The following is a 25,625-nucleotide window of genomic DNA, read 5'->3' as shown; positions in this document are numbered from 1 at the left end:
CGGTAGCTCGACGTACCGCGGCCGCGGTACGCGTACCCCGGTCCCGTCGCCGCCGCGGTAGCCAGAGTTGCCACGGCTGCGGGACGTGCCGACGGGGCGTTTCCCGAACGATTGACCACGTCGGCACACCGCCGAACACCCGTCTTCCAGGAGTCCGAAATGCCTGTTCCGATCCTCGCCGCACGGTACGTGCACAAGACCTACGGTCGCGGCCCCACCCGGTTCGACGCCCTGCGCGGCGTCTCCCTCGACATCGCGGAAGGGGAGTCCGTCGCCATCGTCGGCAAGAGCGGTTCCGGTAAGTCGACGCTGATGCACCTGCTCGCCCTGCTCGACAACCCGAGCGAGGGCACCGTCGAGCTGAGCGGCCGCAACGCCGCTGACCTGCCCCGTTCGGTGCTGAACCAGACCCGCAACGACACGTTCGGCTTCGTCTTCCAGCAGTTCTTCCTGACGCCCAGCACGAGCGTGCTCGACAACGTGACCCTGCCGCTGCGGATCGCCGGTCGGCCGGCCGCGGAGCGTCGTCGTCGGGGGATGGAGGCGCTCGAGGAGCTGGAGCTGGCCGACAAGGCCGACAGCCTCGCCAACAACCTGTCGGGTGGTCAGAAGCAGCGCGTCGTGATCGCCCGCGCCCTGGTCAACCGGCCCAGCGTGATCTTCGCCGACGAGCCGACCGGCAACCTCGACAGCGCCACCGGGGGAGTGGTCGAAGACACCCTGGTCGACTTGAACGTCAACCGGGGCATGACTCTGGTGCTGGTCACCCACGACGACGACCTCGCCATGCGGATGCAGCGTCAGGTCTACTTGCGCGACGGCCGAGTGGTCGACCGCGCCGGCAACGACCTCGACCGGCCCCTCGCTCGCTCCCGCCGGCCGCTCGTCCGCTCGGGCGAACAGGCGGCAGGTTCCTTCCTCGACGGCGCGGACTCCACCGGTCGTGCGGCATGAGCGGCGGGGCGTTGGCCTGGACGGCGATCACGAACAGTGTGCGTAGTCTCAGCCGCACCTTGTTGACGGTCGTCGCGATCGTGATCGGGGCGTTCACGTTGACCCTGACCACCGGGGTGGGGAACGGGATCACGTCCTACATCGACAACACGACGGCGTCGATCGGTGGCAGCAGCACCCTGACGGTCACCAAGACCGCGGACGACAACGGTGACGAGCCGGACCGGTACACCGGCACGGTGGTGGCGTCGGCTGACCAGGGCCCGGGTGGTGGGACGGTGGAGGCGCTGACCAGCAGTGACCTGTCGAAGATCCGGGGCGTGGACGGGGTGGTGTCGGCGGAGCCGGTGCTCAGCATCAGCCCGGACTATGTGGTGTACGACGGGTCGCAGAAGTACCAGCTGAAAACCCAGGCCTACGTCGAGGGCACCACCCTCACGTTGGTGGCGGGGGAGCAGCCGGACCCGGACAGCAAGACCAAGCAGATCGCGCTGCCGGAAAGCTACCTGGACCCCTTGGACATCAACACGGCCGCGGACGCGATCGACGAGGTCGTGACGATCGGGATCACCGACGCAGACGACAAGACCACCACCATCAAGGCGACCGTCGTGGCTGTGGTCCAGTCGACGCTGGCGAACGCGGACACGGCGAGCGTCAACGACGCGCTGGCGACGGCCTTGTACGACCGGCAGAGCGTCGGGTTGAGCTCGGCGGACAAGAACCGCTACGCCTCGGCCACGGTCGAGCTCGACTCGGCGGCGACGGCGGCGGACGTGACCGCGCTGAAGGCGAGCCTGTCCGACGAGGGCTATACCGCTGAGACCGTCGATGACCAGATCGGGGACTTCAAGACCGTCATCGACGCGATCGTCCTGGTGCTGAACGCCTTCGCCGTGATCGCCCTGCTGGCCGCCGGGTTCGGGATCGTGAACACGCTGTTGATGTCGGTGAAGGAACGGACCCGCGAGATCGGTCTGATGAAGGCGATGGGTCTGGGTGGCGGCAGCATCTTCACCATGTTCAGCATGGAGGCGGTGTTCATCGGTTTCCTCGGCAGTGTGGTCGGGGTCGGCGCCGCGGTGGTGGTAGGCAGTGTCGTCAACGGCATCCTGGGCGGTGGCCTGCTGGCCAACCTGCCCGGACTGACCCTGGTGTCGTTCGCCCCGGCCACGATCATCGCGATCATGGCCTTGGTGATGGGGATCGCGTTCCTCGCCGGCACCATCCCCGCGCTGCGGGCGGCCCGTCAGGACCCGATCGAGTCCCTCCGCTACGAGTGAGCGACGAGCAGCCCCAGCTGACCGCTGAGCTCCCCGACCACCGCCCTCCCGGCGGGGTCGGGGGGCTCCGCCGTTCAGCCCCCCAGACGGGCGGCAACCTCGGCGGGAAAACCGCCGGCAGCCACCGGACCCCAGCGGGTGATCGTGACCCGGATCAACGACTTGTCCTGCAGCCGCATGGCCGCCCGGTACTCATCCCAGTCCGGGTGCTCACCGGCGATGCAGCGGAAGTAGTCGACCAGCGCATCCTCGGCCTCGGGCATGTGCAGCACCTCAGCCTCACCGTCCAGCTGCACCCACGGCCCGTCGAAGTCGTCGCTCAGCACGCAGACCGAGACGTGGGCGTTGCGCTCGGCGTTGCGGACCTTGGCCCGACCGGGATAGGTGGAGATGACGATCCGGCCCTCGCCGTCAACGCCGCCGGAGACGGGGGAGAGCTGGGGCCGGCCGTCCGTACGGGTGGTCGCGAGCAGCAGGTGATGCCGCGGTCGGACGAAGTCGAGCAGCTCCGCGAGCCCGACAGGCGTGGCGGTGGCGATGGTTCGGGCCATGCCCGCACGTTACGCCGCGCCGCCGGTGCTCCACCGCACCCTCTTCGTCAGCACTCAGCCGACCCGGTGCACCTTGTGCTGGGCGGCCTGGGCACGCGGCCGGATGGTCAGCCGGTCGATGTTGACGTGGTGCGGGCGGCCGGCCACCCAGGCGACGCAGTCGGCGACGTCTTCGGCGGTCAGGGGCGCGGCCACGCCCTCGTAGACCTTCGCGGCCCGCGCGGTGTCGCCGGCGAAGCGGTTCAGCGCGAACTCGTCGGTCCGGACCATCCCCGGACAGATCTCCGCGATCCGGACGTCGGTGTCGAAGAGCTCGAGCCGCATCGCCCCAGCGACCGCACGCTCGGCGGCCTTGGCGCCGCAGTAGCCGGCACCACCCTCGTACGGCGCGTCGGCCGCGGTCGAGGTGAGGAAGATGATCTGGCCGGTGGCCTCGACCAGCGCGGGCAGCACGGCCTGGGTGACCGCCGCGGTGCCGAGCACGTTGACGGCGTACATCGTCTGCCAGTTCTCGAGCCCGGACTCGGCCACCGGCTCCTGGCCCAGGGCGAGGCCCGCGTTGTTGACCAGGACGTCCAGCCGCGGACCGACCGCTGCGGCGAGGGCGGTCACCTGCTCGGCGTCGGTGACGTCGCAGACCACCGCCGTCCCGTCGATCTCGGCGGCGAGCGCCTCGATGCGGTCCGAGCGGCGAGCCGCGCAGACGACGCGGAAACCGTCGGCGGCCAGCCGGCGGGCGGTGGCGGCCCCGATGCCGCTGCTGGCTCCGGTCACGAGGGCGAGCGGGCGGTCGGTGGCGGGGTGGTCGGTCGCGGACATGGCGCCATTCTTCCCCGCTGGCTCGGACCGCCGTCACCCGGCGCCTCGGTGGGGCTGGCCCCGACGAACTTCCGGGACAACCACTAGTCTGAGTGGTCTCATACCAGCCGCCGGAGAGAGTCAACGCGAGGCGGCGCTGACGAGGGCGCAGACGCTCGACGGGCAGTGGCTCGACAGCGTTAACAGCCGGCCGCACCTGCTCGCCTGGCTGATGGCGGTGAAGTTCTGAAGCCCACTAGAGTTTTCGCCATGACCTCCACCCTGATCCTGCTGCGGCACGGCGAGAGCGCTTGGAACGCGCTCAACCTCTTCACGGGCTGGGTCGACGTCGACCTGAACGAGAAGGGGGAGCGCGAGGCGTACCGGGGCGGTGAGCTGATGGTGGAGGCCGGGCTGCTGCCCGACGTCGTGCACACCTCGCTGCTGCGTCGTGCGATCCGGACCGCCCAGATCGGGCTGAACGTGGCCGACCGGCACTGGGTGCCGACAAGACGGTCGTGGCGGCTGAACGAGCGGCACTACGGCGCCCTGCAGGGCAAGGACAAGGCGGCGACGCTCGCGGAGTACGGCGAGCAGCAGTTCATGACCTGGCGTCGCTCCTACGACGTGCCGCCGCCGCCGATCGACAACGACAACGAGTACGCGAACTTCCACGACGCGCGCTACGCCGGTCTGCCGCCGGAGGCCCGGCCGCAGACCGAGTGCCTCAAGGACGTGCTGCTGCGGGCGCTTCCGTACTGGTACGACCAGATCGTGCCCGACCTGATGGCCGGCCGGGTCACCCTGGTCGCCGCGCACGGCAACTCGCTCCGCGCCATCGTCAAGCACCTCGACCAGATCAGCGACGCCGACGTGGTGGGCCTCAACATCCCCACCGGCATCCCGCTGGTCTACGAGCTGGCCGACGACCTCACCCCCGTCACCCCCGGCGGCCACTACCTCGACCCCGAGGCCGCCGCCGCCTCGATCGAAGCCGTCAAGAACCAGGGCAAGAAGAAGTAGGCAGTGCTTGATGGGCTCGCTCCGCCTCGCTTGCGGAGATGGCTCTGATCCCCGATCCTCCCCGTCGTCGGGTGAGCTGAGAAGCCGGGAACCTACGAGGACCGCAGCACCCTTGGGCGACAAGGTAGCGGGGAAGGCTCATCGGCGACCAGCGTCAGTGATTCCACCAGTCAGAGGACAAAGGAAGCAATTATCTGGCCGAGGTGGCGAATGTCCACCCGACCCTTGAACTCCAGCCTTACCTTGCCGAGTCCGCTGAACCACAGGTCCAGCTCCGAGTCGAGGTCGAAGGTGCCAGCCGTTTCGATCGAGAAGGCCTGGATCTTGGAGTAGGGAAGCGAAGTGAAGTCGCGTTTCTTACCCGTCATTCCCTGGACGTTGACCGCAATCAGGCGCTTGTCGGTGAACACCACAAAGTCCCGCATGGCCTGGTAGGCCGAGACGATGTTCTCGCCCGCGATCAAGATCGGCGCGATGGCGGGGACGATTTCTGCGGGATTGGCCGGACTCAGCTTGAAGAGCGCGCCGTTAGCAAAGTCGATCATGCCGATCACCGTACCTGCGCGTGGCGCCACGTGTTGCCATGGCGACAAGCCGCAGCTATGAGATACATCTGAAGGCCGCACAGGCGGCCAACAATGGCCAAACTGTTACGGCTGGGGCCAGTACGCGTCTTCTGGGAACTCGCCGGTGACCACGTAGATGATCCGGCGGGCCATCGAGGCGGCGTGGTCGGCGATCCGCTCGTAGTAGCGGCCGAGCAGGGCGACGTCGACGGCCGCCTCCACGCCGGAGCTCCAGTCCTCGCTGAGCAGCAGCCGGAACTGCGTCCGGCGCAGCTCGTCCATCTCCTCGTCGCGGGCCCGCAGCTCCTGAGCGTTCTGGATGTTGCGGTCGTTGAGCGTCTGGCCGGCGGTGACGACCATCTTCTCGGCGACGTCGCCCATCCGGACGAAGTTGGCACGCAGCTCCGGCGGGACGGCGATCTCGGGATAGCGCAGCCGGGCGATCTTGGCCACGTGCGCGGCCAGGTCACCCATCCGCTCGAGCTCGGTCACCATCCGCAGGGTGGCGACCAGCGTCCGCAGCTCGCCGGCCACCGGGGACTGGCGGGCCAGCAGGCTGAAGGCTCGTGCCTCGACCTCACTCTGCTTGGCGTCGAGCTTCTCGTCGTCGGTGATCACCTGTTCGGCAAGGTGGATGTCGGCTTCGAGCAGGGCAGTCGTGCTGCTGCGTACTGCCGACGATACGACCTGCGACATGTGTACGAGGTCGGCGAGGATGTCGTCGATCTGCTCGCGATAGGAGTCCCGCATGGGTCGTTCCCCTCTGTTCTTTCGGTGGGCCCAACCCTATGCCTGACCCCTACACGGAGCCGCACAGCCGATGAACGGCAGGTGAACAGGCGCCGAACGGTGCACGGACCCCAGCCAGGCGGTCGGGTGAACGCTCTCACGTCACCGGTCGACGCCTCTACTATCTCCGTGTGAACACCACCTGGGCCGCCGTGCTGGCCCTGGTCGTCGGCGTGGTGCTCGGACTGCTGATCGCCCGGTGGACCGGCCGCGAACGCCCTGACTCGATGCAGCCCTTCGAGCAGCTCGAACCGGTCGTCCCCGAGGGGGTCGCGGACCTGCTGGCCATCCTGCCCTCCTCGGGAGTGGTGGTCGGTCCGCACGACGAGGTGCTCGAGGCGACCACCACCGCCCGTAACCTCGGACTCGCCCGCGGCAGCCGGGTCGCGTTGCCCGAGCTGCTCGACCTGGTCCGCGCGGTCCGTCGCGACCGGATGATCCGTACGGTCGACCTGGAGGTCTCGCGCGGACCGCGGGCCGCGTCCACGTTCCTGACGGCTCGGGTCGCCCCGCTGGAGGGAGGGCAGGTGCTGATCCTCGCCGACGACCAGACCAGCGCCCGCCGGATCGAGCAGACCCGACGCGACTTCGTGGCGAACGTCAGTCACGAGCTGAAGACCCCGATCGGCGCGATCTCGTTGCTGGCCGAGGCGGTGGAGGACGCCGCGGACGACCCGCCCGCCGTCCGCCGTTTCGCCGGCCGGATGGGCGTCGAGTCGGCGCGGCTGAACGACCTGGTGGCCCAGATCATCGACCTCTCCCGGCTGCAGGCCGACGACCCGCTGGCCGACCCGGAAGAGGTCGACGTCGACGAGGTGCTCATCGATGCGGTCGACCGCTGCCGGGTCGACGCCGAACGGCACGGGGTCTCGCTGGCCGTCGCCGGTACCCGCGGCACCCGTGTCCTCGGCAGCGCCCGCCAGCTCAGCGTCGCCGTCGGCAACCTGGTCGAGAACGCCGTCGTCTACTCCGACCCGGGCGCCCGGGTCGTCGTCGCGGCCCACGTCCAGGCGATGAGCGACGACGACTACATCGAGATCACGGTCTCCGACAACGGGATCGGGATCGCCCCGCACGAGCTGGACCGGATCTTCGAGCGCTTCTACCGCGTGGACTACGCCCGCAGCCGCGCCAACGGCGGCACCGGCCTGGGGCTGGCGATCGTCAAGCACATCGCCGCAACCCATGGCGGCGACGTCTCGGTCTGGAGCCAGCCCGGAGCGGGTTCGACCTTCACGATCAAGATCCCGGCCCACCTGGACCCGGCCCGTGCCGGGGTCCCCCACGACGACGACGAACGAGCTCCGGTGACGGCTCTGCCAACCGCCGGCCGCTCCCAACGACAGGAGGTCCGATGACGCGGGTGCTGGTCGTCGAGGACGAGGAGTCCTACCGCGAGACGCTCGGCTACATGCTGCGCAAGGAGGGCTTCGACGTCGTCGAGGCCCCCGACGGCGCTGCCGGCCTGGCCGAGTACGACCGGACGGGGGCCGACATCGTGCTGCTCGACCTGATGATGCCCGGCCTGCCGGGCACGGAGGTCTGTCGCCAGCTCCGGCTGCGCGGGTCGGTGCCGGTGATCATGGTCACCGCCCGCGACTCCGAGATCGACAAGGTGGTGGGTCTGGAGCTCGGGGCGGACGACTACGTCACCAAGCCGTTCAGCCACCGCGAGCTGGTCGCCCGGATCCGGGCGGTGCTACGGCGCGGCCAGGACGTCGAGCTGATGCCCGACGTCGTGGAGTCCTCCGGGGTCCGGATGGACGTGGAGCGGCACGAGGTCTCCGTCGACGGCCTGCGGGTCAAGCTGGCGCTCAAGGAGTTCGAGCTGCTCGAGATGCTGCTGCGCAACGCCGGCCGGGTGATGACCCGGGGTCAGCTGATCGACCGGATCTGGGGCGCCGACTACGTGGGCGACACCAAGACGCTCGACGTCCACGTGAAGCGGCTGCGGAGCAAGCTCGAGCCCGACCCGGCCAACCCGCGCTATCTGATCACGGTCAGGGGCTTGGGCTACAAGTTCGAGGGCTGACGGGTCGACCGACGGCACGCTCCGGCACCCCGTGGACGCCTCGGCAGCTGCTTCGCGGGCACTCGAGGAACAAGAGCGTCAGGAGGGTCCCCCTCCGCGGGATAAGGTGAGGCACGTGACCGGCGACATCACCGTTTTCTCGGGTTCGGCCCATCACGAGTTCGCTGCCGAGATGTGCTCGATCCTCGGGGTGGAGCTCTCCCACTCGCGGACCACACGGTTCAGCAACGACTGCCTGCAGGTGCAGCTGCGGGCCAACTGTCGGCAGCGCGACGTCTACATCGTGCAGCCGCTGGTACCGCCGGTGCAGGAGAACCTGATGGAGCTGCTGCTGATGATGGACGCGGCGCGGGGCGCCTCGGCCGCCCACATCACCGCCGTGATCCCGCACTTCGCGTACGCCCGCTCGGACAAGAAGGACGCGCCGCGGATCGCGATCGGAGCCCGACTGGTTGCCGACATGCTGGCCACCGCCGGGGCCACCCGGGTGCTGACCATGGCCCTGCACGCGCCCCAGGTGCACGGCTTCTTCTCCGTCCCGGTCGACCACCTGAGCGCGGTGCTCGAGCTGGCCGCCCACTTCCGGCGCCAGAACCTCACCAACACCGTGGTCGTCTCCCCTGACCTCGGCAACGCCAAGGTCGCCGCCGAGTTCGCACGCAACCTCGGGCTGCCCGTCGCCGCCGGCTCCAAGCAGCGCCAGTCCGACGACTCCGTGGTGATCGACCGGATCGTCGGTGACGTCAAGGGCCGGGACGTGATCGTGCTCGACGACGAGATCGCCACGGCCGGCTCGATCATCGAGCTGTTGCGGGTGCTACGGCACGAGGGCGCCCGGCAGATCTCCATCGCCTGCACCCACGGCCTGTTCACCGGTCCGGCCATCGAGCGGCTCAAGCAGGAGCCCGACATCGCCGAGATCGTGACCACCAACACGGTGCCGCTGCCGCCGGAGAAGCAGCTGCCGAACATCGTCACCCGATCCGTCGCCCCGCTGTTCGCCGAGGCCGTGCACCGCATCCACGCCGGTGAGTCGGTCAGCAGCCTGTTCAGCGACCGCGAGACCTACGGCTGACCCTTCGACCACGCTCCGAGCAGGGGGTCAGCTCGGGGTGGGCTCGGGGCTCGGGCTGGCGGAGACGCCCGGGGTGACGGTCGACCAGGGCGCGATCGTCCCGTCCACGACAGGGCTACGCAGGGTCACCGGTCCGGCGTTGGTGAAGTTCATCGTCACCGTCGCGGTGAGGCCGGCGAGCAGGTCGGGAGCCTGGACCGACAGGTTGGCCACGTTCGTGAGCACGGTGTACGAGCCGCCGCCGAGCTTGAGCGGCGTCACGGGCGTCGCCGTCACTGCGGTACCGGACGAGCCGTCCGTCTTGATCGGGGTGACCGACACCGAGTTCAGCTGGTCCTCGGCGTTGCCGACCAACGAGGCGGACACGACGCCCTCGCCCTTGGTCTTGCTGATGATCACGAGGTTGCGGATCTTCAACGTGCCGCCGTCGCCGATGTCGGCGTTGGTGCCGTCGGCCGGTGTGTACGGCTGGTTGGTCTGGACGTCGAAGCCGCAGCCGGTTAGGCCGAGCAGCCCGACCGACAGCACCAACGCTGCTGCCGCCCGCGGCGCACGGCGCCCTGACCGTCCTGCGCGACGCAAGTCTTGTGACACGAGGTCCGCTCCTGCCCTCACCCCGGTTACACCCTGTCTGGGGTAACACTGGATCGCAGCCTAGCGAGTCCGCGCGCTGGTTCCTGCGGGGCTCACCTTGACGTGGCCGACCCGGTGAGCCAACCCACAGGTCAGGCACATGAGCGGCAGGTTTGTCAAGCCTCTCTTGGCGGCGTACTGGCCTCTGACTAGCGCAGACGCTCCCTGGTCGATCCTGAGAGCGTGCTAAACTTGAGTCCGCGAAAGGGGTACCGAACAATATGACCTTCACAGTCGGTGAGACGGTGGTCTACCCAAATCATGGGGCTGCCGTGATCGAGGACATCGAAACCCGCCAGATCAAGGGCGAGGACAGGCTGTACCTGGTACTACGAATCGTCGGTCAGACCGACCTCGTGGTCCGTGTCCCAGCCTGCAACCTTGACCTCGTCGGCGTCCGGGACGTCGTGGACGCTGATGGCTTGGAGCGCGTCTTCGGCGTGCTGCGTGCCCCTCACACCGAGGAGCCGACCAACTGGTCGCGGCGTTACAAGGCCAACCTCGAGAAGCTTCACTCGGGCAACGTCATGAAGGTGGCTGAGGTCGTCCGCGACCTGTGGCGCCGGGAGCGCGAGCGTGGTCTGTCCGCAGGGGAGAAGCGGATGCTGGCGAAGGCGCGCCAGATTCTCGTCTCCGAGCTCGCTCTGGCTGAGCGGGTCGAGGAGGACAAGGCGGAGATCCTGCTCGACGAGGTGTTGGCCTCCTAGCTCGACCTTTCGACCAGACGTCGCCATGGAGTTCCGCACCGGCATCGGCGTCGACGTGCATCAACTCGTTCCCGGTCGCCCGATGAGGGTGGCCGGGATCGTGTTTTCGGAGGAAACCACGGGTCCCCACGGCCACTCCGACGGCGACGTCGTGGCTCACGCCCTCTGTGACGCGCTGCTGAGCGCCGCCGGGCTGGGCGATCTCGGCGGTAACTACGGCACCTCCGACCCCCGCTGGTCCGGCGCTCCCGGTCTGGACTTCTGCGTCGAGACCGCGGCCCGGGTCCGGGCGGCCGGCTTCGAGGTCGCCAACGTGGCGGTGCAGCTGATCGGGAACCGGCCGCGGCTCGGGCCTCGACGAGCCGAGGCCGAGCAGGCACTCAGCGCAGCCGTAGGCGCCCCGGTCTCCGTGGCTGGGACCACGACCGACGGGCTGGGCCTGACCGGGCGCGGCGAGGGCATCGCCGCCATCGCCACCGCCCTGCTGACCCGCTAGGAGGGTGGTGTCGAACGGCGGCCGTAGCGAGCAGGTGCCCGGGTGCCGCGCAGTAGGTCGGCGTTTGCCACCACCCTCCTAGGCCGGTAAAGGCGCCACCTCGAGAATGCGTCCTGAGCCTGTCGAAGGCCTTGAAGAGGTTGCGAGTTCTGTCAGCAATACTGAGCGCAACCCCTTCGGGGCCCTCGACAAGCTCGGGACGCGTTAGTCAGCGGACCGTGGAGGCCCTGGCGGTGAAGGTGTTGCACGCACTGACGGCGCTGGACCCGAGGCCCGTGTTGCCCCAGGCTTCTCGGTTACGGCCGAGGCCGTGGTTGCCCTCGATGTTGGACTTGCCGCTCAGCGTGTCGTCCCCGACGGCGTTGTAGACGTTCAAGATGCCGCGTACGTCCGACTGCTGGATGCCCAGCGACTGGGACGTCGAGTGCAAGAACATGCCCGAGAGGCAGTCGGCTTGGGTCTCGAGTCGGCGCGACAGGTCGAGCTGTTCGGACTCGTCGTCGGTCTGCTGGCTGAGCGCGGCCTCGGAGATCAGGATGCCTGTCCGGGCCTGCAGCGCGTGCCCGAACTCGTGCGCCATCACGACGTCGGCGGCCCACCTGTTCGTCGCCACGATCGGCACGGCGTCGTCGAGCTCGCTGCTGTAGTAGACCTGCTGGTCGGCCCCGCAGTAGAAGGCGTTGACCCCGCTCTTGCCGCACCTGGTGGTGATCTCGTCGCTGTAGATCGTCACGGTCGGCCGGACGATCTGGTCGCCGGCGGCGGTGACCGGTGGCTCCCAGACCCGCACCAGGCAGGCCATCAGGTCCTCGAAGTGCGTCTTCAGCTTGGCGTCGCTCGCGGTCTCGAGGTTGATGGCGTCCTGCTCGCAGCGGACCGGGATCGGCGCGTCCTCGCGGTAGAACGGGTTGGCCGTCAGCAGCGTCTCGGCCTCCGCGTACGTTTCCGGCTGCGGCAGCGCCGGCGGGTTCGCGTCCGGCGGCGGCACCTGGTAGTCGTCGTTCTGGTAGGCGCCGCCCGAGGAGGACGAGGTGGACGACGAGCTGGAGGAGGCCAGGTTGGAGACCACGGTGCCGGCCAGCAGCAGCAGCCCGAGCACGAAGGCCGCTCTCAACAGCGCGCCGAGCGGGCTGCGGCGGCGCCGGGGCGGACGGCCGTACGGGGTCATCCCGGGCGGCGGGGCACCGAAACCGGGGCCGTACGGCGACTGCTGGTAGCCGCGCGGAGCCGGCGGCGGACCCCAGCCGCTGAAGCCCGACTGGGCTGGCGTCCGGTACGGGTTGCCTTGCGGCGGCTGCGGCCACGAGGGGGCGTTCTGCGTCGGGTTGCCCCACGGCTGCTGGCTCACGCGGCAACGATAACGGCGAGACGAGGCGATCAGCGGCGGGGAAGGCGGCTCGTGGCTCCCGGAGATGGGAGGCTAACCCCGTGCGTCGCTTTCCCCCGGCCTCCGTGCCCCGTCGTCGGCTTGCCCGTGTGCTGCTTTCCTGCGCCGTCGCGGCCGGCCTGCTCGCCGGTCCGCTCGTCGGTTCGGCCTCGGCTGCCGGTGCCGCCTCCACCGTGGTCGCCGCGGGCAGCCTCGGCAAGGACGGCGTGCTCGCCGTGCAGGAGACCGTGACCTTCTCCGGTGCCGCGCCCGCCCAGCTGACCCAGCGCTTCGAGACCCGGCAGGACCTCGTCGGCGACCAGCAGCTCGTGCAGACGCTCTCGGCCGTCACCGCCACGGCCGGCGGCGCGGCCGTCACCCCCACCGTCAGCACCGACAGCCGTTTCACCACCGTCACGCTGCCGACCAACGGCGCCTCCGAGGTCGTCCTCGGCTATCGGGTGACCGGCGCCACGGTCACGCTCGACAGCGGCGAGACCGCCTTGCGCTGGGCGCTGCTGCAGGGCCTCGACGTCTCGGTCGAGAGCTTCAACGCGACCGTCCAGATCCCCGGCGGGATCAGCTACGTCCGCTGCACCGCCGGCAGCCCGAACTCACCCGTGCCCTGCCGCTCGGCCGCCGCGGCCAGCGAAGGTGCGCAGACCCCCGTCTTCACCGACGGCCCGCGCGGCCCGGGCGAGGTGGTGATCGTCGACATCGGCTTCCCCACCGGCACGGTCGCCGCGACCGAGGTCATCGACCGCCGCTGGACCCTCGGCCGCGCCTTCTCGGCGGCCCCGCTGCCGCTGGCCCTCGCACTTGCCCTGCTCGTGCTGGGCGGGATCGGTCTGCTGCTGCTGCACCGGCGTGGCGGCCAGGACGCCCGGGCCGGCGACGTCAGCCGGGTGGCCGAGTTCGCCCCGACGGGCCAGGGCCAGTCGGAGTTCCGGGTGGTCGACGACGTCCGGCCCGGCCACGTCGGCACGGTCGCCGACGAGCGGGTCGACCCGATCGACATCACCGCCACCCTCGTCGACCTGGCCGTCCGCGGCCACCTGCTGATCACCGAGCTGCCCCGGGCGAGCGACTTCACCCGCGCCGACTGGGAGCTCACCCGGCGTCCGGGCGGGGACACCCTGCGGCCGTTCGAGCAGGCGCTGCTGGACGGGATCGCGCCCGAGGGCGGCACCGTGGCGGTCTCCCAGCTGGGAAGCCGCGTGCGGGAGTCGATCGGGAACGTGCAGACCCTGCTCTACGACGACATGGTCGGCCTCGGCTGGTACGAACGCCGCCCCGACGCCATCCGCGGCCGTTTCACCCGGCTGGCCGTCGTCGGTCTGGTGCTGGCGGTCGTCGTCACGGTGCTGCTGGCCGCGTTCACCACCTTCGGTCTGGTCGGGCTGGCGCTGCTGGTGCTCGCGCTCGGCCTGGTCTTCGTGGCCCAGGAGATGCCGTCCCGGACGGCGAAGGGATCCGCGCTGCTCACCGGTCTCGGCGCCCTGCGGTCGGACCTGCTCAGCCACGCGACCAACGAGATGCCGCCCGGCCGTGAGCTGGACGAGATCTCCCAGCTCCTGCCGTACGCCATCGTGCTCGGCGGCAGCGAACGCTGGCTCGACGCCATCGTCGCGAGTGACACCGACGCCGACCCCGACTCCACCGACCTGTCCTGGTACCACGGGCCGGCCAGCTGGCACCTGCGCGACCTGCCCGACTCGCTACGCAACTTCATCACCAGCGTCTCCGGCACCCTCTTCTCCCGCTGACGGCCGACTTGTCAGAATCCAGTTGTCCCATAGGACAACTGGGTTCTGACAACTCGGGGATTCGGGGGGTGGGGAGCGGGTACGACATCCACATGCGCCGACGTTGGCTGTTCGGGGACCAGCTGGGTCCCGCCTTCCTGGACGTCCCGGACCAGCCGGTGCTGATGATCGAGTCCCACGACGTGCTGCGCCGCCGGCCCTTTCACCGGCAGAAGGCCCACCTGGTGCTGTCGGCGATGCGGCACCGGGCCGCCGAGCTCGGTGACCAGGTGACCTACCTCATCACCGACAGCTACCGCGAGGGGCTGGCTCAGGTCGACGAGCCGCTCAGCGTCTGCCAGCCCACGTCCTGGGCGGCCCTGCACTTCGTCGACCGGCTGGCCGCCGAGCGTGACCTCGAACGGCTGCCCGCCCGCGGCTACGCCACCCCGCGGGCAGACTTCACGACCTGGGCGGACGCGCGCGGCGGTAAGCGGCTGCTGATGGAGGACTTCTACCGCGACTCCCGACGCCGGCTGGACGTCATGATGGAGGGTGCCGAACCCTTGACCGGCCGCTGGAACTACGACGCCGAGAACCGGGAACGGCCGCCGCGGACCGCGACGCTCAGCCTGCCCGAGCCCTGGTGGCCGGTGGAGGACGAGATTGATGCCGAGGTCCGCGACGACCTCGACCGGCTCGAGCGAGAAGGCGTCCACTTCGTCGGTGAGGACGGGCCGCGGACGTTCGCCGCAAGCCGCGCCGAGTCGCTCGCCGCGCTGGCGGACTTCATCACCCACCGGCTGCCGACGTTCGGCCGCTACGAGGACGCCACCCTGCGCGAGGACCGCTGGATGGCCCACTCGCTCCTGTCGGCGCCGCTGAACCTGGGCCTGCTCGACCCCATGGAGGAGGTCGACGCCGCCGTCGAGGCGTACCGGGCCGGCGACGCACCGATCGCCTCGGTGGAGGGCTTCGTCCGCCAGGTGATCGGCTGGCGCGACTACATCTGGCACCTCTACTGGTACCTCGGCGAGGACTACCGCGACCGCAACGAGCTGGAGGCCGTCCGGGACCTGCCGGAGTGGTTCGTCGAGCTCGACCCCAGCGGTACCGACGCGGCCTGCCTCAGCTGGGCGCTGACGTCGGTCCGCGAATCCGGCTGGGCTCACCACATCCCGCGGCTGATGATCCTCGGCAACTATGCCCTGCAGCAGGGCTGGAACCCCCAGCAGCTGACCGACTGGTTCCACCGCTCGTTCGTCGACGGCTACGACTGGGTGATGGTGCCGAACGTCGTCGGCATGTCCCAGCACGCCGACGGGGGAGTGCTGGCCACCAAGCCGTACGCAGGCGGCGGGAACTACATCAACACCATGACCGACCTCTGCGGCACGTGCGTCTATGACCCCAAGCTGCGCCGGGGGGAGAAGGCCTGCCCCTTCACCGCCGGCTACTGGCTGTTCCTGAACCGGCACCGGGAACGCTTCGCCCAGAACTTCCGGATGGGCCAGATGGTCCGCGGCCTCGACCGGCTGTCCGACCTCGACGAGCTCGTCGCGGAGAACCCCGACCTCGCCTGACCCTACCCACCTGACCCGACCCACCTGACCCCGACCCACCTGACCCCCGGACGTGCCAGCGCCGGTGGCCGCCTGAGGCAGCCACCGGCGCTGGCCGGTCAGGACGGGAGATCAGCCGGGGGACTGGGTCAGCGTCTGGGTCTCGGCCTTGGTGCCGGTCCGACCGTGCAGGTGCAACACCAGAGCTTTCGCGCCCGCCCGAGCAGACGAGGAGACCTGGTAGGGGATGGCCACGCCGGAGGTGTCCGGGTAGAGCGGCCCGTCCACCGCGACCGCCGGGTTGGCGACGTCGAACGGGATCGCCGCGGTCGTGTCCTGGATGTTGCCGGTGGAGTCCGGCGCGTAGTAGTTGAAGGTCGATACCGTGTAGGTGATCGGGAAGGTGGTGTCCTCGTTGGTCATGCCCAGCGCTGCCGGGGTCACCGGCAGCAGCACGGCGTTGGTGTCGAACACGTTCGTCTCGACGTCACCGTCCAGGAAGTTGGCGGGCTGCAGGTCCACCAGGTCGCCCGTCGCGAGGTCCACCACGAAGGTGGTGAGCAGATCCGTACCCGCCTCCGGCTGCACGTAGGCCTCGAAGTCAGGCCGGCCGTCACCGGTGGTGTCGATGTCGACGACCGGGGTGTTGTAGGTCCCGATGTTCGACGAGTTGGCCCAGGTGCTGAGCCCGAACCACAGGAACCCGTTCGCGCGGTCCCCGTCGACGCCCGCCATCGCTCCGGCCCCGACGTAGTGCAGGTCGCCGGCGCGAGCCGAGGTGTTCCCGGTGCACCCCGGAGCGATCGTTCCAGGGCAGACGGGCTGCCGCGGGCTGACCGCACCGAGCGTCATCACCGAGAGCTTCGACTCGTACGCCGTCGAGCCGCTGCCCTGGGCAAAGCCCGCGCCCTTGACCAGCAGGGCCGGACCACCAGCAGCGGTGCCGTTGTCGACCCGCGTCTCCGAAACCGGCTTGGCCGCCCCGTAGACCGGCACCCGAAGGGCCGAGTGGCCGGCCGGGGTCACCAGCAGGTGACCGGAGGCGTCCGACAGGTACTGGCGGGCGCGCTGGACGGTGTTGCCGTCACCGTCGACCAGGAAGGCGTCGGTCTGCTGGGTGTCCATCGTCGGGTCGATGGTGTGCCGCAGCTTGGCCGAGGTGGCCGTCAGCCTGAGCTTGACGTCGACGTAGCTGCGCGCCTTCAGGGTGACCGAGGAACGGCTCACCTTGTAGGAGACGCCCGGCTGCTTGACCACCGCGTCGTACGCGATCTTGGCCGTGGTCTTGCGGTTGCTGGTGTTGCGGATCCGGATCGTCCGGGTCCGGGTCACCGTCTTCTTGTCGGCCGGCGCCTCGACGACGCCGAACGACGCGCTGACCGCGCCGCCCTTGCCCAACGCGTAGGCCAGCACGTTGGTCTTCACCGCGTAGTACGCGTCCACCCGACCGGCACCGACCCGAGCCGGGCCGTATCGGTCGCCCTTCCGGTCGGGCTCGGTGTAGAGGTCGTGACCGGCGGTGTTCATCACCGCGGCCTTGACCTGGGTGGCGGTCCAGGTGGGGTGCTGCTTGACCACCAGGGCCGCGGTCCCCGCGGTCACCGGAGCGGCCATCGAGGTGCCGGAGATGGTGAGTGACTCGTTACCGGTCCCGAAGCCGGCCGAGGTGACCGTGTCACCGGGGGCGGTGACGTCGGGCTTCACCACCCCGGAGGTGCCGTGCACGCCCCGCGAGCTGAAGGACGACAAGGTGTCGGTGATGGCGGGGGTGGTGCTCTTGATCGTGCCCCGCAGCGAGCCGTCGAAGGTCACGTTCAGGGTGCCCGCCGTCGCCGCCGGACGGAGCCGGTCGGTCTCGGCCTTGGGCAGCTGCACGACCGGGACGTCCTCGCTGCCGGTGATGGCGGCGTTGAACACGTCCAGACCGCTGGTGAAGATCGCCCCGATGGCGCCGGCGGCCGCGACGTTGTTCGAGCGGACCGCCGAGCCACAGCGGCGGGCCGCGTCGTCGTCGTCCCACTCGAGCCAGGCCACCTTGCCGGTGACCGTGGCCGCGTCGGCTCTGCCGAGCGGGTCACAGCCGTCCGCGTTCGCGCTGGACAGGGAGACGACGCTGCCGGTCACCGGCGGCTCGGTCGCCCATTCGTAGGCGACGGAGAACTGGGACGCGGCGATGCCGGCCAGGCCGGACGGCGCGTCCACCCGGATCCCGTCGCGCAGCTGGTACTCATCGATCGAGCTGGCCACCGTCAGCGCACGGACGGCGTTGCCGGGCGAGCCGCTGACGTCGGTGAGGTCACCGGCGTTGCCGGCGGAGATCACCGGCAGCACGCCGTGCTCGGCCACGGTGTTGACGACCGCGTTCTCGGGGTCGTCGGCCGGGGCGTAGTCACCGCCGAGGGAGAGGTTGACGATGTCGAGGTGGTCGGCGAAGTCGCCGTCACCGTTGGGGTCCAGGGCCCAGTCCAGCGCTGGGATGACGGCGTCGGTCGAGCCCGTGCAGCCAAAGACCTTGAGCGCGTAGAGCGAGGCCTGCGGGGCCATGCCCGGGCCGATGCGCAGGTCGTAGAGCGAGGACCGGTTGAGCCCGGCGTAGCTGCCGCGGAAGGTCGAGCCGTCCGCGTTCACGCCGTAGCCGGCCGCCGTACCGGCCACGTGGGTGCCGTGCTCGTTGCAGTCCAGCGGGTTCGGGTCGGGCTTGGGTAGCGGCTGGTAGGTGTCGGCCGTGGAGTCGGCGTCGTAGTCGTCGCCCACGAAGTCGGTACCGCCGACGACCTTGGCGTTCGGGGTGAAGGAGGTCTGGTCGGCCTTGGCCGCGTCGTAGGCCTCCACCGTGCCCGCGCCGCCGAAGTCGGCGTGGGTGTAGTCGATGCCGGTGTCGATGATGCCGATCGTGACCCCGCGGCCGGTGACGCCCGGGTTCTTCCAGGTGTTCACCGCACGGGTGAGCTGGGAGACGCTGGCGTTGTTCGCCTTCTTGGGCACCAGCGCGGCGATGGAGACCACGTCGCTGCGCTTGGCCAGGGCGGCGAGCGTCTTGTGGTTGGCGACCAGAGCCACGCCCGGGACGGCGTTGGAGACCGAGAAGAGCTTCGTGGTCGAGCTGTCGGACTTGCGGGCCGCGGCCAGCACCTTGTTCGCGGTCCGGGTGACGCTGGTCCGGCGAGCGAGGGCGGCGTTCCTGGCCGCCTTCTCGGTGCTGGCCTTCGTGCTGTCGCCCAGGACGGCCTGGGACACGGCCGCCGCGCCGCTGCCCTTCAGCTGGACGAACACCGCCTGCCGCTTGGCCGAGGGCTTGGCCAGCGTGCCCTTGAGCTTGTCGTTCTTCAGCTGGTACGACGGCTGCGGAACGGTGAGGGGCCTGGTGGCCTTGACCGGCGCCGCTACGGCGGACGGCAGGCCGCCCAGACTGAACGGGGCCAGCAGGAGGGCGGTCCCGGCGGCGATGAGGACCTTGGTGCGCGATCGGCGCAGTGGCATGGTGTTCCTGTCCCGAGGCCCGAGGAGTGCTCAGACACCGAGAGCCTCGACGGTGTCCGAAGCGGAGCCTATGGGTCGGATGTGCGTCGCGACTACCCCCCCTGAGAACGTAATGTGAATCCAGGCGGTGGAACCCCAGGAAATCTTGGTCCTGTCAGGCGTCGGTGCTGAGGTCGGCAGCCAAGAAGTGTCGTGGCCCTGACTGCGTGCGCCTGGAACCTGATCGCCCGCAAGGCCGTCCCTGTCCGGACCGACGACCAGGTCGAACACGCGTCATCGCGATGCGCCGGGCGATCGAGGACGACCTGGGCGCCTGCCGAGTCGAGGGATCTCGCGGGTCGTGCCCGCTCAGAGCTGCAGCCCGGGGTACAGCGGGAAGTCAGCCAGCAGCTCGGCGCAGGCCGCGCGGGTGTCATCAGCGACGCCGTCGGCCAGCGCGTACTTGGCCTTGCCCGGCTGTCCGTTCGAGGCCGTGACCGGTGTGGTCTGCTTCAGCACGCTCACCGCGAGCTCGGCGACCCGGTCGAACTCGTCGGCGCCGAAGCCACGGGTGGTCAGGGCGGGTGTGCCCAGCCGGACGCCCGAGGTGTACCAGGCGCCGTTCGGGTCACTCGGCACGGCGTTGCGGTTGGTGACGATCCCGGCGTCGAGCAGCGCCGACTCGGCCTGCCGACCGGTCAACCCGAACGCGGAGACGTCCAGCAGCACGAGGTGGTTGTCGGTGCCGCCGGTGACGAGCCGGGCGCCGCGGCGGAGGAAGCCGTCGGCGAGGGCCTTCGCGTTGTCGGCGACGGCTTGGGCGTAGGTCTGGAACTCAGGCGTCCGGGCCTCGGCGAGCGCGACCGCCTTGGCCGCCATCACGTGCCCCATCGGCCCGCCCAGCACCATCGGGCAGCCGCGGTCGACGGAGTCGGCGTACTCCTGGGTGGCGAGCACGAGACCGCCGCGCGGACCGCGCAGGGACTTGTGGGTGGTCGTGGTGACCAGGTCGGCGTAGGGGACCGGGTCTTCCTCGCCGGTGAACACCTTGCCGGCCACCAGGCCGGCGAAGTGCGCCATGTCGACCAGCAGGGTCGCGCCGACCTCGTCAGCGATCTCACGCATCCGCGCGAAGTTGACCCGCCGCGGGTAGGCGGAGTAGCCGGCGATCAGCACCAGCGGCTTGAACTCCTTCGCCGTGGCGCGCAGCAGGTCGTAGTCGAGCAGCTGGGTCGCGGGGTCGGTGCCGTAGGAGCGCTGGTGGAACATCTTGCCCGAGATGTTCGGCCGGAAGCCGTGCGTCAGGTGGCCGCCGGCGTCCAGCGACATCCCGAGCGCTCGCTGGTGGCCGAACTTGTGCCGCAGCGTCTCCCACTGCTCCTCGGTCAGGTCGTTGATCCCCTTGACCCCGAGCTCGGCCAGCTCGGGCAGCTCGACCCGGTGGGCCAGGATCGCCCAGAAGGCGACGAGGTTGGCGTCGATGCCGGAGTGCGGCTGGACGTAGGCGTACTCCGCACCGAACAGCTCCCGGGCGTGCTCGGCGGCGATGGCCTCGACGGTGTCGATGTTCTGGCAGGCGGCGTAGAAGCGGTGCCCGATGGTGCCTTCGGCGTACTTGTCGCTGAGCCAGGTGCCCATGGTCAACAGCACGGCCGGCGAGGCGTAGTTCTCCGACGCGATCAGCTTGAGCGAGCTGCGCTGGTCGGCCAGCTCCTGCCGCGTGGCGTCGGCGATCCGCGGCTCGACGGACTCGATCACGCTGAGCGCGGACCGGTAGGCCTGCGACGCCGTGGCGGCGTAGGCGAGGGCGGCCGGGTTCTCGGTAGTGAGGGTCACGGGCACAATCTACCGTCCGTACAGGCGGCACTCGCGACCCTCGGCCGGCCCGACCCTGGCGGGCTCTACCCTGATCGCGGAGGTGCCGATGTCCGATCACTTTGAGCCGTACCCCGCCGAACCGGGAGGCTCCTACCCGCCGGGTCCGGCTAGAGAGCCGGCGCCACCGACGGCCGGTCGGCCCTCGCTGCGCTGCCCGCTGTGTGCCTGCGAGGACTTCCAGCAGGAAGAGTCCCGCCAGGACTCACGCTGGGGTTTCAGCTCGCACACGATGACCTTGATGGTCTGCCGCCGGTGCCGCTACGTGCTGCACTTCTACGGAGCTCATTCCTTCTTCAACTTCGACTGAGCGCACCTCAGCCGGCCGGCTGGTCAGCCGCGGTGGCGAGAGATCTCGTACAGCGCGATCCCGGTGGCCACGCCGGCGTTCAGCGACTCGACGCTCTTGGCGATCGGGATCGAGGCCATCACGTCGCACGCCTCACGGACCAGCCGGGAGAGCCCGTCGCCCTCGCTGCCGACCACGAGCACGAGCGGTCCCGACGCCTGCGGCAGGTCGGCGATGTCGACGTCGGCTTCGCCGTCGAGCCCCACCAGGGTGAAGCCGGCGGCCTTGAACGCCCGCAGCGACCGGTTCAGGTTGGTGGCCCGGGCGATCGGCAGCCGAGCGGCGGCGCCGGCGGAGGTCTTCCAGGCGGCGGCGGTCATCCCGGCCGATCGACGTTCCGGGATCAGCACGCCGTTCGCACCGAACGCCGCCGCGGAGCGCACCACAGCACCGAGGTTGCGGGGGTCGGTGATCGAGTCCAGCGCCACGACCAGCGGTTCGCCGTCGGCCTCGATCGCGGCGGCGAGCAGGTCGTCGGGGTGGGCGTAGGTGAACTCGGGCAGCTGCAGCGCCACGCCCTGGTGGATCGCGCCGCCGGTCATCTTGTCCAGCTGGTCCCGCGTCACCTCCAGCAGCGGCGTCCGGGTGTCGGCGGCGAGCTTGAGGATGTCGCGCAGCCGGTCGTCACGCTCAGCACCCTCGGAGACGTACGCGGTCTTGATCGGGATGCCTGCCTGGATCGCCTCGAGCACGGGGTTGCGGCCCGCCACCCACTCAGGTCCGCTGCCCGGTCGTCCGGTCCGCGGCGCACCGGTACGCCCGGCGGACAACGGTCGGCTCTCGGCGCTGGCCGCCGAGCGGTAGGACTTGTGATAGGGCCGGTCCTCGGCCTTGGGTGTCGGGCCGCGACCCTCCAGGCCGCGACGGACGCGGCCGCCCGAGCCGGCGGTGTTGCCCTTGCCCTTGCGGCGGATGGCGCCCTTGCGTTGGCTGTTGCCGACCATCGTCTCAGGTTCCTTGTCTCGTCAGCGACCAACGAGCGCCGCGGGGGGTGTCTTCCAGGGTGATGCCGAGGCTCTTGACGGCGTCCCGGATGGCGTCGGAGGCGGCGTAGTCCTTGCGGGACCGGGCTTCGTCGCGCTGGGCGAGCAGCGCCGCCATCAGCCCGTCGACGACTGGGCGGTAGTCCTCGGTCGAGGTGTTGCCTCGCTGCCAGGCCGGGTCGTCGGCGGCCAGTCCGAGCACGCCGAGCATCGCCTGCACCCGGCCCAGGCGTACGGTCAGCGCCGTCCGGTCCTGGGCGTCGTAGGCGCTGTTGCCCTCGCGCACCTCGTCGTAGAGCACGGCCACGGCGGTCGGGGTCGAGAGGTCGTCGTCCATCGCAGCGGTGAACGCCTCCGGCAGCTCCAGCGGCCCTGCGGTGACCAGCTCGGCGGCCCGCTCGACAAAGCCGTCGATCCGGGCGAGCGCCGCGGTCGCCTCGGTCAGCGACACGTCGGAGTACTCGATCTTGGACCGGTAGTGCGGCTGCGCCAAGTAGAAGCGGACGGCCCGCGGCGGATAGATCTTCGTGACTTCGGAGACCAGCGCTCCGTTGCCGAGGGACTTGCTCATCTTTTCCCCGGCCGCGGTCACCCAGGCGTTGTGCATCCAGTAACGCGCGAAGCGCTGCCCGGCCGCCGTGGACTGGGCAAGCTCGTTCTCGTGGTGCGGAAAGCGTAGGTCGATGCCGCCGCCGTGGATGTCGAACTCGTCGCCGAGGTACTTTCCGGCCATCGCCGAGCACTCGAGATGCCACCCCGGCCGGCCCCAGCCCCACGGCGTCCACCACGAGGCCGTGTCGGGGTCGCCGGGCTTGCGGCCCTTCCACAGGGCGAAGTCGTGCGGGTCGCGCTTGCCGCGCGGGTCCGCGTCGTCTTGGACCTCCATGTCCTCGACCCGCTGGTGCGACAGCGACCCGTACGCGGGCCAGGACCGGACGTCGAAGTAGACGTCGCCGGACCCGTCCGCCGCCGGGTAGGCGTGGCCGCGTTCCACTAGGGTCTTGACCAGCTCGATCATCTCCGGCACGTGCCCGGTGGCCCGCGGCTCGTACGTCGGCGGCTCGCAGCCGAGCGCCGCGTACGCGGCGTGCAGCTCGCGCTCGAAGCGGTAGGCCAGGGCAAACCAGGGCTCGCCGTTCTCGGCGGCCTTGGCCAGGATCTTGTCGTCGATGTCGGTGACGTTCGCGACCACCGTGACGGCGTAGCCGCGGTACCGCAGCCAGCGACGCAAGACGTCGAAGACGACCTCCTTGCGGATGTGGCCGACGTGCGGCGCCGACTGCACGGTGAGCCCGCAGTGGTAGATGGACACCTGGCCGGGCACGACGGGCACGAAGTCGCGGACGCGGTGCGTCGCGGTGTCGTAGAGCCGGAGAGTCACCCGGGGAGTTTATCGGGCTCGGGCACCCGTCTGAGCCGCTCGGGCCGGGTCAGCCCTCCAGCGCCATCAGCCGCCGCATCGCCTCGACGCCCTCGCGCAGGGCCTTGAGGTCGCGCCGGGACAGCTGGGAGAGGTACGGCTCGACGCCGCTGCTCACCGAGTCCCGCAGCGAGATCAGCTCCTCGAGCCCGCGCGGCGTCAGGCCGATCATCCAGGCACGGGCGTCCCGAGGATCGGAACGGCGCTCGACGAAGCCGGCGGTCTCCAGCCGCTTCACGTGGTTGGTGATGGTCGGCTGGGAACAGCGTTCGGCCAGGGCGAGCTCGCTGATCCGGGTTGGCCCCGTGTCGTTCAGGCGAGCGAGCAGCCGCCCGGCGGCCAGGCTCAACGGGACCGGAGTGCTCAGAGGAGCCCACCGCACGATCCGGGCCGAGGTGGTGATCAGGGCCTCACCCAGGGCGTGCAGATCTTCTTCGTCCATGGGCCAAGCGTAGGGCGATCTTGATCTGCTGCCCGGTCGGCTCAGGGCTTGGCGGCCTTGGCGCGCAGCGCGCCGATGTCGAGGTAGATGCTCGCGGGCGCCGGGTCCTCGGCCACGGGCTCGTCGTCCTCCCAGGGGTCGTACGGGCGTTCGGCCTCGTCGTCGACGTATCCCTGCGAGGGGTCGTACGGGTTCTGCAGCGGCCCCATCGAGTCCAGCGACATGGAGATCTGCTCGTCCGGCAGGTCCTGCAGCACGGTGGACATGTAGCTCGTCGAGGCGTCCTCGATGGACACCTCGCGGCCGGCCTTCTCGCTCATGAACCAGCGGTGCTCGAGCACCTCGTGGTAGAGCTGGGCGGGCTCGAGCTTCTTACGCATCTCCCCCGGGACCGAGGTGACGACCGGCTCGAACCGGTCGGTCAGCCACTGGTGGGCCACGATCGACTCATCGGCCCCCTGCTGGTCGGTCCGGGCCCGGTAGTAGTCGAGGTCGTTGAGCAGCCGGCGCGCCTGGTTCTCCTCGGTGTCGAGCCCGGTGAGCCGGAGCAGCCGGCGCGAGTGGTGGCCGGCGTCGACGACCTTGGGCTGGATCCGGATCGTCGAGCCGGCGAAGTCGGTGGTGATGTCCAGCTCGGCCACGTCGAAGCCGAGAGCGTTCAGCCGCCGGACCCGGCTCTCGATCCGGTGCATCTGGCTGCCGTCGAACTCCTCGACCTCGGTCAGCTCGGCCCACAGCTCGCGATAGCGGTTCTCGATGGTCTCGACCAGGGTCAGCGGGTCCAGCGCGTCGTCGAGCAGGCCGCCGGCCTCGAGGTCGCAGAACTCACCGAACAGGTTCACCCGGGCGATCTCCAGGTCGTGCTCGCGCTGCCCGTTGGTCAGCTGGTCGTGCAGCTCGCCGGTCTCGGCGTCCACCAGGTAGGCGGCGAACGAGCCGGCGTCGCGGCGGAACAGGGTGTTGGAGAGCGACACGTCGCCCCACAGGAAGCCGATCAGGTGCAGCCGGGCCAGCAGCACGACCATGGCGTCGACCAGCCGGTTGACCGTGTCCTGCCGGACGCCACGGCTGAACAGCGAGCGGTAGGGCAGCGAGAACTGCAGGTGCTTGGTGATCAGGATGGGGTCGAGCGGCTCACCCTCGGGGTCGAGCCGGGTGGTGACGACGCCCACCGCCTCGACCGAGGGGGTGTCGAGCCGGGTCAGGTCACGCAGCAGCCGGTACTCGTGCTTGGCCAGGTGCTCGAGCACCTCCTTGGCCGCGTACACGTCGGAGCCGACCCGGACGAAGCGCACCACGTGCCGGGAGATACCGCGCGGCAGCGCGACCAGCAGCTCTTCTGGCCACTCCGCCAGCGGGGTCTCCCACGGCAACGTGATCAGGCGGGTGTCCGGGCGCGCCGACAGGAACCTGGGCATGGCGTCATTGTCGCAGCCGCTCCCTGATTTACGACCCCGAGACGACCCCAATTGCCCTGTCCGAGCCACAGATGAGCGTCTCGGGGTCGATTTCCAGGG

23 protein-coding genes are annotated in these 25,625 nt (G+C 70.0%); 11 read left to right on the top strand and 12 right to left on the bottom strand.

Annotation, left to right across the window (positions count from 1 at the left end; all coding sequences use genetic code 11):
• The first annotated feature begins 159 nt into the window (after window positions 1-159).
• Both ACFE76_RS02770 and ACFE76_RS02765 read left to right on the top strand, forming a co-directional pair.
• On the top strand, window positions 160-954 hold the full coding sequence (locus ACFE76_RS02770) for an ABC transporter ATP-binding protein (protein ID WP_375430211.1): 795 nt from the start codon (window positions 160-162) through the stop codon (window positions 952-954).
• Window positions 955-1,016: 62 nt separating this feature from the next.
• A complete protein-coding gene (locus ACFE76_RS02765; RefSeq protein ID WP_375430210.1) occupies window positions 1,017-2,237 on the top strand; it encodes an ABC transporter permease in 1,221 nt (406 codons plus the stop codon).
• A gap of 74 nt (window positions 2,238-2,311) precedes the next feature.
• Here ACFE76_RS02765 and ACFE76_RS02760 read toward each other — a convergent pair whose 3' ends face one another.
• Window positions 2,312-2,788: a PPOX class F420-dependent oxidoreductase gene (locus ACFE76_RS02760; protein WP_375430209.1), complete on the bottom strand. Its 477-nt coding sequence runs from the start codon at window positions 2,786-2,788 to the stop codon at window positions 2,312-2,314.
• A 54-nt stretch (window positions 2,789-2,842) separates the two neighbouring features.
• Entirely contained in the window at window positions 2,843-3,607 is a 765-nt protein-coding gene (locus tag ACFE76_RS02755; protein ID WP_375430208.1) for an SDR family NAD(P)-dependent oxidoreductase, read from the bottom strand.
• Between the two features lie 249 nt (window positions 3,608-3,856).
• Here ACFE76_RS02755 and ACFE76_RS02750 point away from each other — a divergent pair, with 249 nt between their 5' ends.
• On the top strand, window positions 3,857-4,609 hold the full coding sequence (locus ACFE76_RS02750) for a phosphoglyceromutase (protein WP_375430207.1): 753 nt from the start codon (window positions 3,857-3,859) through the stop codon (window positions 4,607-4,609).
• Window positions 4,610-4,779: 170 nt separating this feature from the next.
• On the opposite strand, the gene ACFE76_RS02745 is transcribed toward ACFE76_RS02750, so the two are convergent.
• Together ACFE76_RS02745 and phoU are read right to left on the bottom strand one after the other, a co-directional pair.
• Window positions 4,780-5,154 carry a PH domain-containing protein gene (locus tag ACFE76_RS02745; RefSeq protein WP_375430206.1) on the bottom strand — a complete coding sequence of 125 codons (375 nt, stop codon included), beginning with the start codon at window positions 5,152-5,154 and terminating at the stop codon, window positions 4,780-4,782.
• A 105-nt stretch (window positions 5,155-5,259) separates the two neighbouring features.
• Window positions 5,260-5,925 carry a phosphate signaling complex protein PhoU gene (gene phoU / locus ACFE76_RS02740; RefSeq protein ID WP_375430205.1) on the bottom strand — a complete coding sequence of 222 codons (666 nt, stop codon included), beginning with the start codon at window positions 5,923-5,925 and terminating at the stop codon, window positions 5,260-5,262.
• Window positions 5,926-6,095: 170 nt separating this feature from the next.
• On the opposite strand from phoU, the gene ACFE76_RS02735 reads away from it, so the two are divergent.
• The 3 genes from ACFE76_RS02735 to ACFE76_RS02725 all read left to right on the top strand — a co-directional run bounded on the left by ACFE76_RS02735 (window position 6,096) and on the right by ACFE76_RS02725 (window position 9,071).
• Window positions 6,096-7,322, top strand: coding sequence for a sensor histidine kinase (locus ACFE76_RS02735; protein ID WP_375430204.1), 1,227 nt, complete (start codon window positions 6,096-6,098; stop codon window positions 7,320-7,322).
• Complete coding sequence (locus ACFE76_RS02730) at window positions 7,319-7,996, top strand: response regulator (protein ID WP_375430203.1); 678 nt, start codon at window positions 7,319-7,321, stop codon at window positions 7,994-7,996. The genes ACFE76_RS02735 and ACFE76_RS02730 overlap by 4 nt, the downstream gene beginning before the upstream one ends.
• A gap of 115 nt (window positions 7,997-8,111) precedes the next feature.
• Window positions 8,112-9,071 (top strand): ribose-phosphate diphosphokinase, encoded by a 960-nt coding sequence (locus ACFE76_RS02725; protein WP_375430202.1) that lies wholly within the window; start codon window positions 8,112-8,114, stop codon window positions 9,069-9,071.
• 27 nt (window positions 9,072-9,098) lie between these two features.
• On the opposite strand, the gene ACFE76_RS02720 is transcribed toward ACFE76_RS02725, so the two are convergent.
• A complete protein-coding gene (locus tag ACFE76_RS02720) occupies window positions 9,099-9,599 on the bottom strand; it encodes a hypothetical protein (RefSeq protein ID WP_375430201.1) in 501 nt (166 codons plus the stop codon).
• A gap of 326 nt (window positions 9,600-9,925) precedes the next feature.
• On the opposite strand from ACFE76_RS02720, the gene ACFE76_RS02715 reads away from it, so the two are divergent.
• Both ACFE76_RS02715 and ispF read left to right on the top strand, forming a co-directional pair.
• Window positions 9,926-10,411 (top strand): CarD family transcriptional regulator, encoded by a 486-nt coding sequence (locus ACFE76_RS02715; RefSeq protein ID WP_375430200.1) that lies wholly within the window; start codon window positions 9,926-9,928, stop codon window positions 10,409-10,411.
• Window positions 10,412-10,436: 25 nt separating this feature from the next.
• Entirely contained in the window at window positions 10,437-10,907 is a 471-nt protein-coding gene (gene ispF / locus ACFE76_RS02710; RefSeq protein ID WP_375430199.1) for a 2-C-methyl-D-erythritol 2,4-cyclodiphosphate synthase, read from the top strand.
• Between the two features lie 208 nt (window positions 10,908-11,115).
• Here the strand turns inward: ispF and ACFE76_RS02705 are convergent, their stop codons facing one another.
• Window positions 11,116-12,255, bottom strand: a complete 1,140-nt coding sequence (locus tag ACFE76_RS02705; RefSeq protein WP_375430198.1) for a neutral zinc metallopeptidase — start codon at window positions 12,253-12,255, stop codon at window positions 11,116-11,118.
• 80 nt (window positions 12,256-12,335) lie between these two features.
• Between ACFE76_RS02705 and ACFE76_RS02700 the strand changes: the two genes are divergently transcribed.
• Window positions 12,336-14,039, top strand: coding sequence for a DUF2207 family protein (locus ACFE76_RS02700; protein ID WP_375430197.1), 1,704 nt, complete (start codon window positions 12,336-12,338; stop codon window positions 14,037-14,039).
• 92 nt (window positions 14,040-14,131) lie between these two features.
• Window positions 14,132-15,601, top strand: a complete 1,470-nt coding sequence (locus tag ACFE76_RS02695; RefSeq protein WP_375430196.1) for a cryptochrome/photolyase family protein — start codon at window positions 14,132-14,134, stop codon at window positions 15,599-15,601.
• A 111-nt stretch (window positions 15,602-15,712) separates the two neighbouring features.
• Here ACFE76_RS02695 and ACFE76_RS02690 read toward each other — a convergent pair whose 3' ends face one another.
• Window positions 15,713-19,060: a S8 family serine peptidase gene (locus tag ACFE76_RS02690; RefSeq protein ID WP_375430195.1), complete on the bottom strand. Its 3,348-nt coding sequence runs from the start codon at window positions 19,058-19,060 to the stop codon at window positions 15,713-15,715.
• 348 nt (window positions 19,061-19,408) lie between these two features.
• A complete protein-coding gene (locus ACFE76_RS02685) occupies window positions 19,409-20,875 on the bottom strand; it encodes a glycine hydroxymethyltransferase (RefSeq protein ID WP_375430194.1) in 1,467 nt (488 codons plus the stop codon).
• A gap of 88 nt (window positions 20,876-20,963) precedes the next feature.
• Between ACFE76_RS02685 and ACFE76_RS02680 the strand changes: the two genes are divergently transcribed.
• A complete protein-coding gene (locus ACFE76_RS02680; RefSeq protein WP_375430193.1) occupies window positions 20,964-21,224 on the top strand; it encodes a hypothetical protein in 261 nt (86 codons plus the stop codon).
• Window positions 21,225-21,247: 23 nt separating this feature from the next.
• Here the strand turns inward: ACFE76_RS02680 and rlmB are convergent, their stop codons facing one another.
• Genes rlmB through ACFE76_RS02660 form a run of 4 tightly spaced genes read right to left on the bottom strand, consistent with a single transcriptional unit; the run spans window position 21,248 to window position 25,526 of the window.
• Window positions 21,248-22,207, bottom strand: coding sequence for a 23S rRNA (guanosine(2251)-2'-O)-methyltransferase RlmB (rlmB, locus tag ACFE76_RS02675; protein WP_375430192.1), 960 nt, complete (start codon window positions 22,205-22,207; stop codon window positions 21,248-21,250).
• 4 nt (window positions 22,208-22,211) lie between these two features.
• Window positions 22,212-23,627 carry a cysteine--tRNA ligase gene (cysS, locus tag ACFE76_RS02670; protein ID WP_375430191.1) on the bottom strand — a complete coding sequence of 472 codons (1,416 nt, stop codon included), beginning with the start codon at window positions 23,625-23,627 and terminating at the stop codon, window positions 22,212-22,214.
• Window positions 23,628-23,676: 49 nt separating this feature from the next.
• The gene (locus ACFE76_RS02665; RefSeq protein WP_375430190.1) at window positions 23,677-24,108 is read right to left on the bottom strand and encodes a MarR family winged helix-turn-helix transcriptional regulator; all 432 of its coding nucleotides are present in this window, start codon (window positions 24,106-24,108) and stop codon (window positions 23,677-23,679) included.
• Window positions 24,109-24,149: 41 nt separating this feature from the next.
• Entirely contained in the window at window positions 24,150-25,526 is a 1,377-nt protein-coding gene (locus ACFE76_RS02660) for a DUF4032 domain-containing protein (protein WP_375430189.1), read from the bottom strand.
• Window positions 25,527-25,625 lie beyond the last annotated feature (99 nt).

This window comes from uncultured Friedmanniella sp., assembly GCF_964244005.1.
Classification (GTDB): Bacteria; Actinomycetota; Actinomycetes; order Propionibacteriales; family Propionibacteriaceae; genus Microlunatus.
The sequence above is the reverse complement of the archived record's forward strand: the minus strand, read 5'-3'. Positions and strand labels throughout refer to the sequence as shown.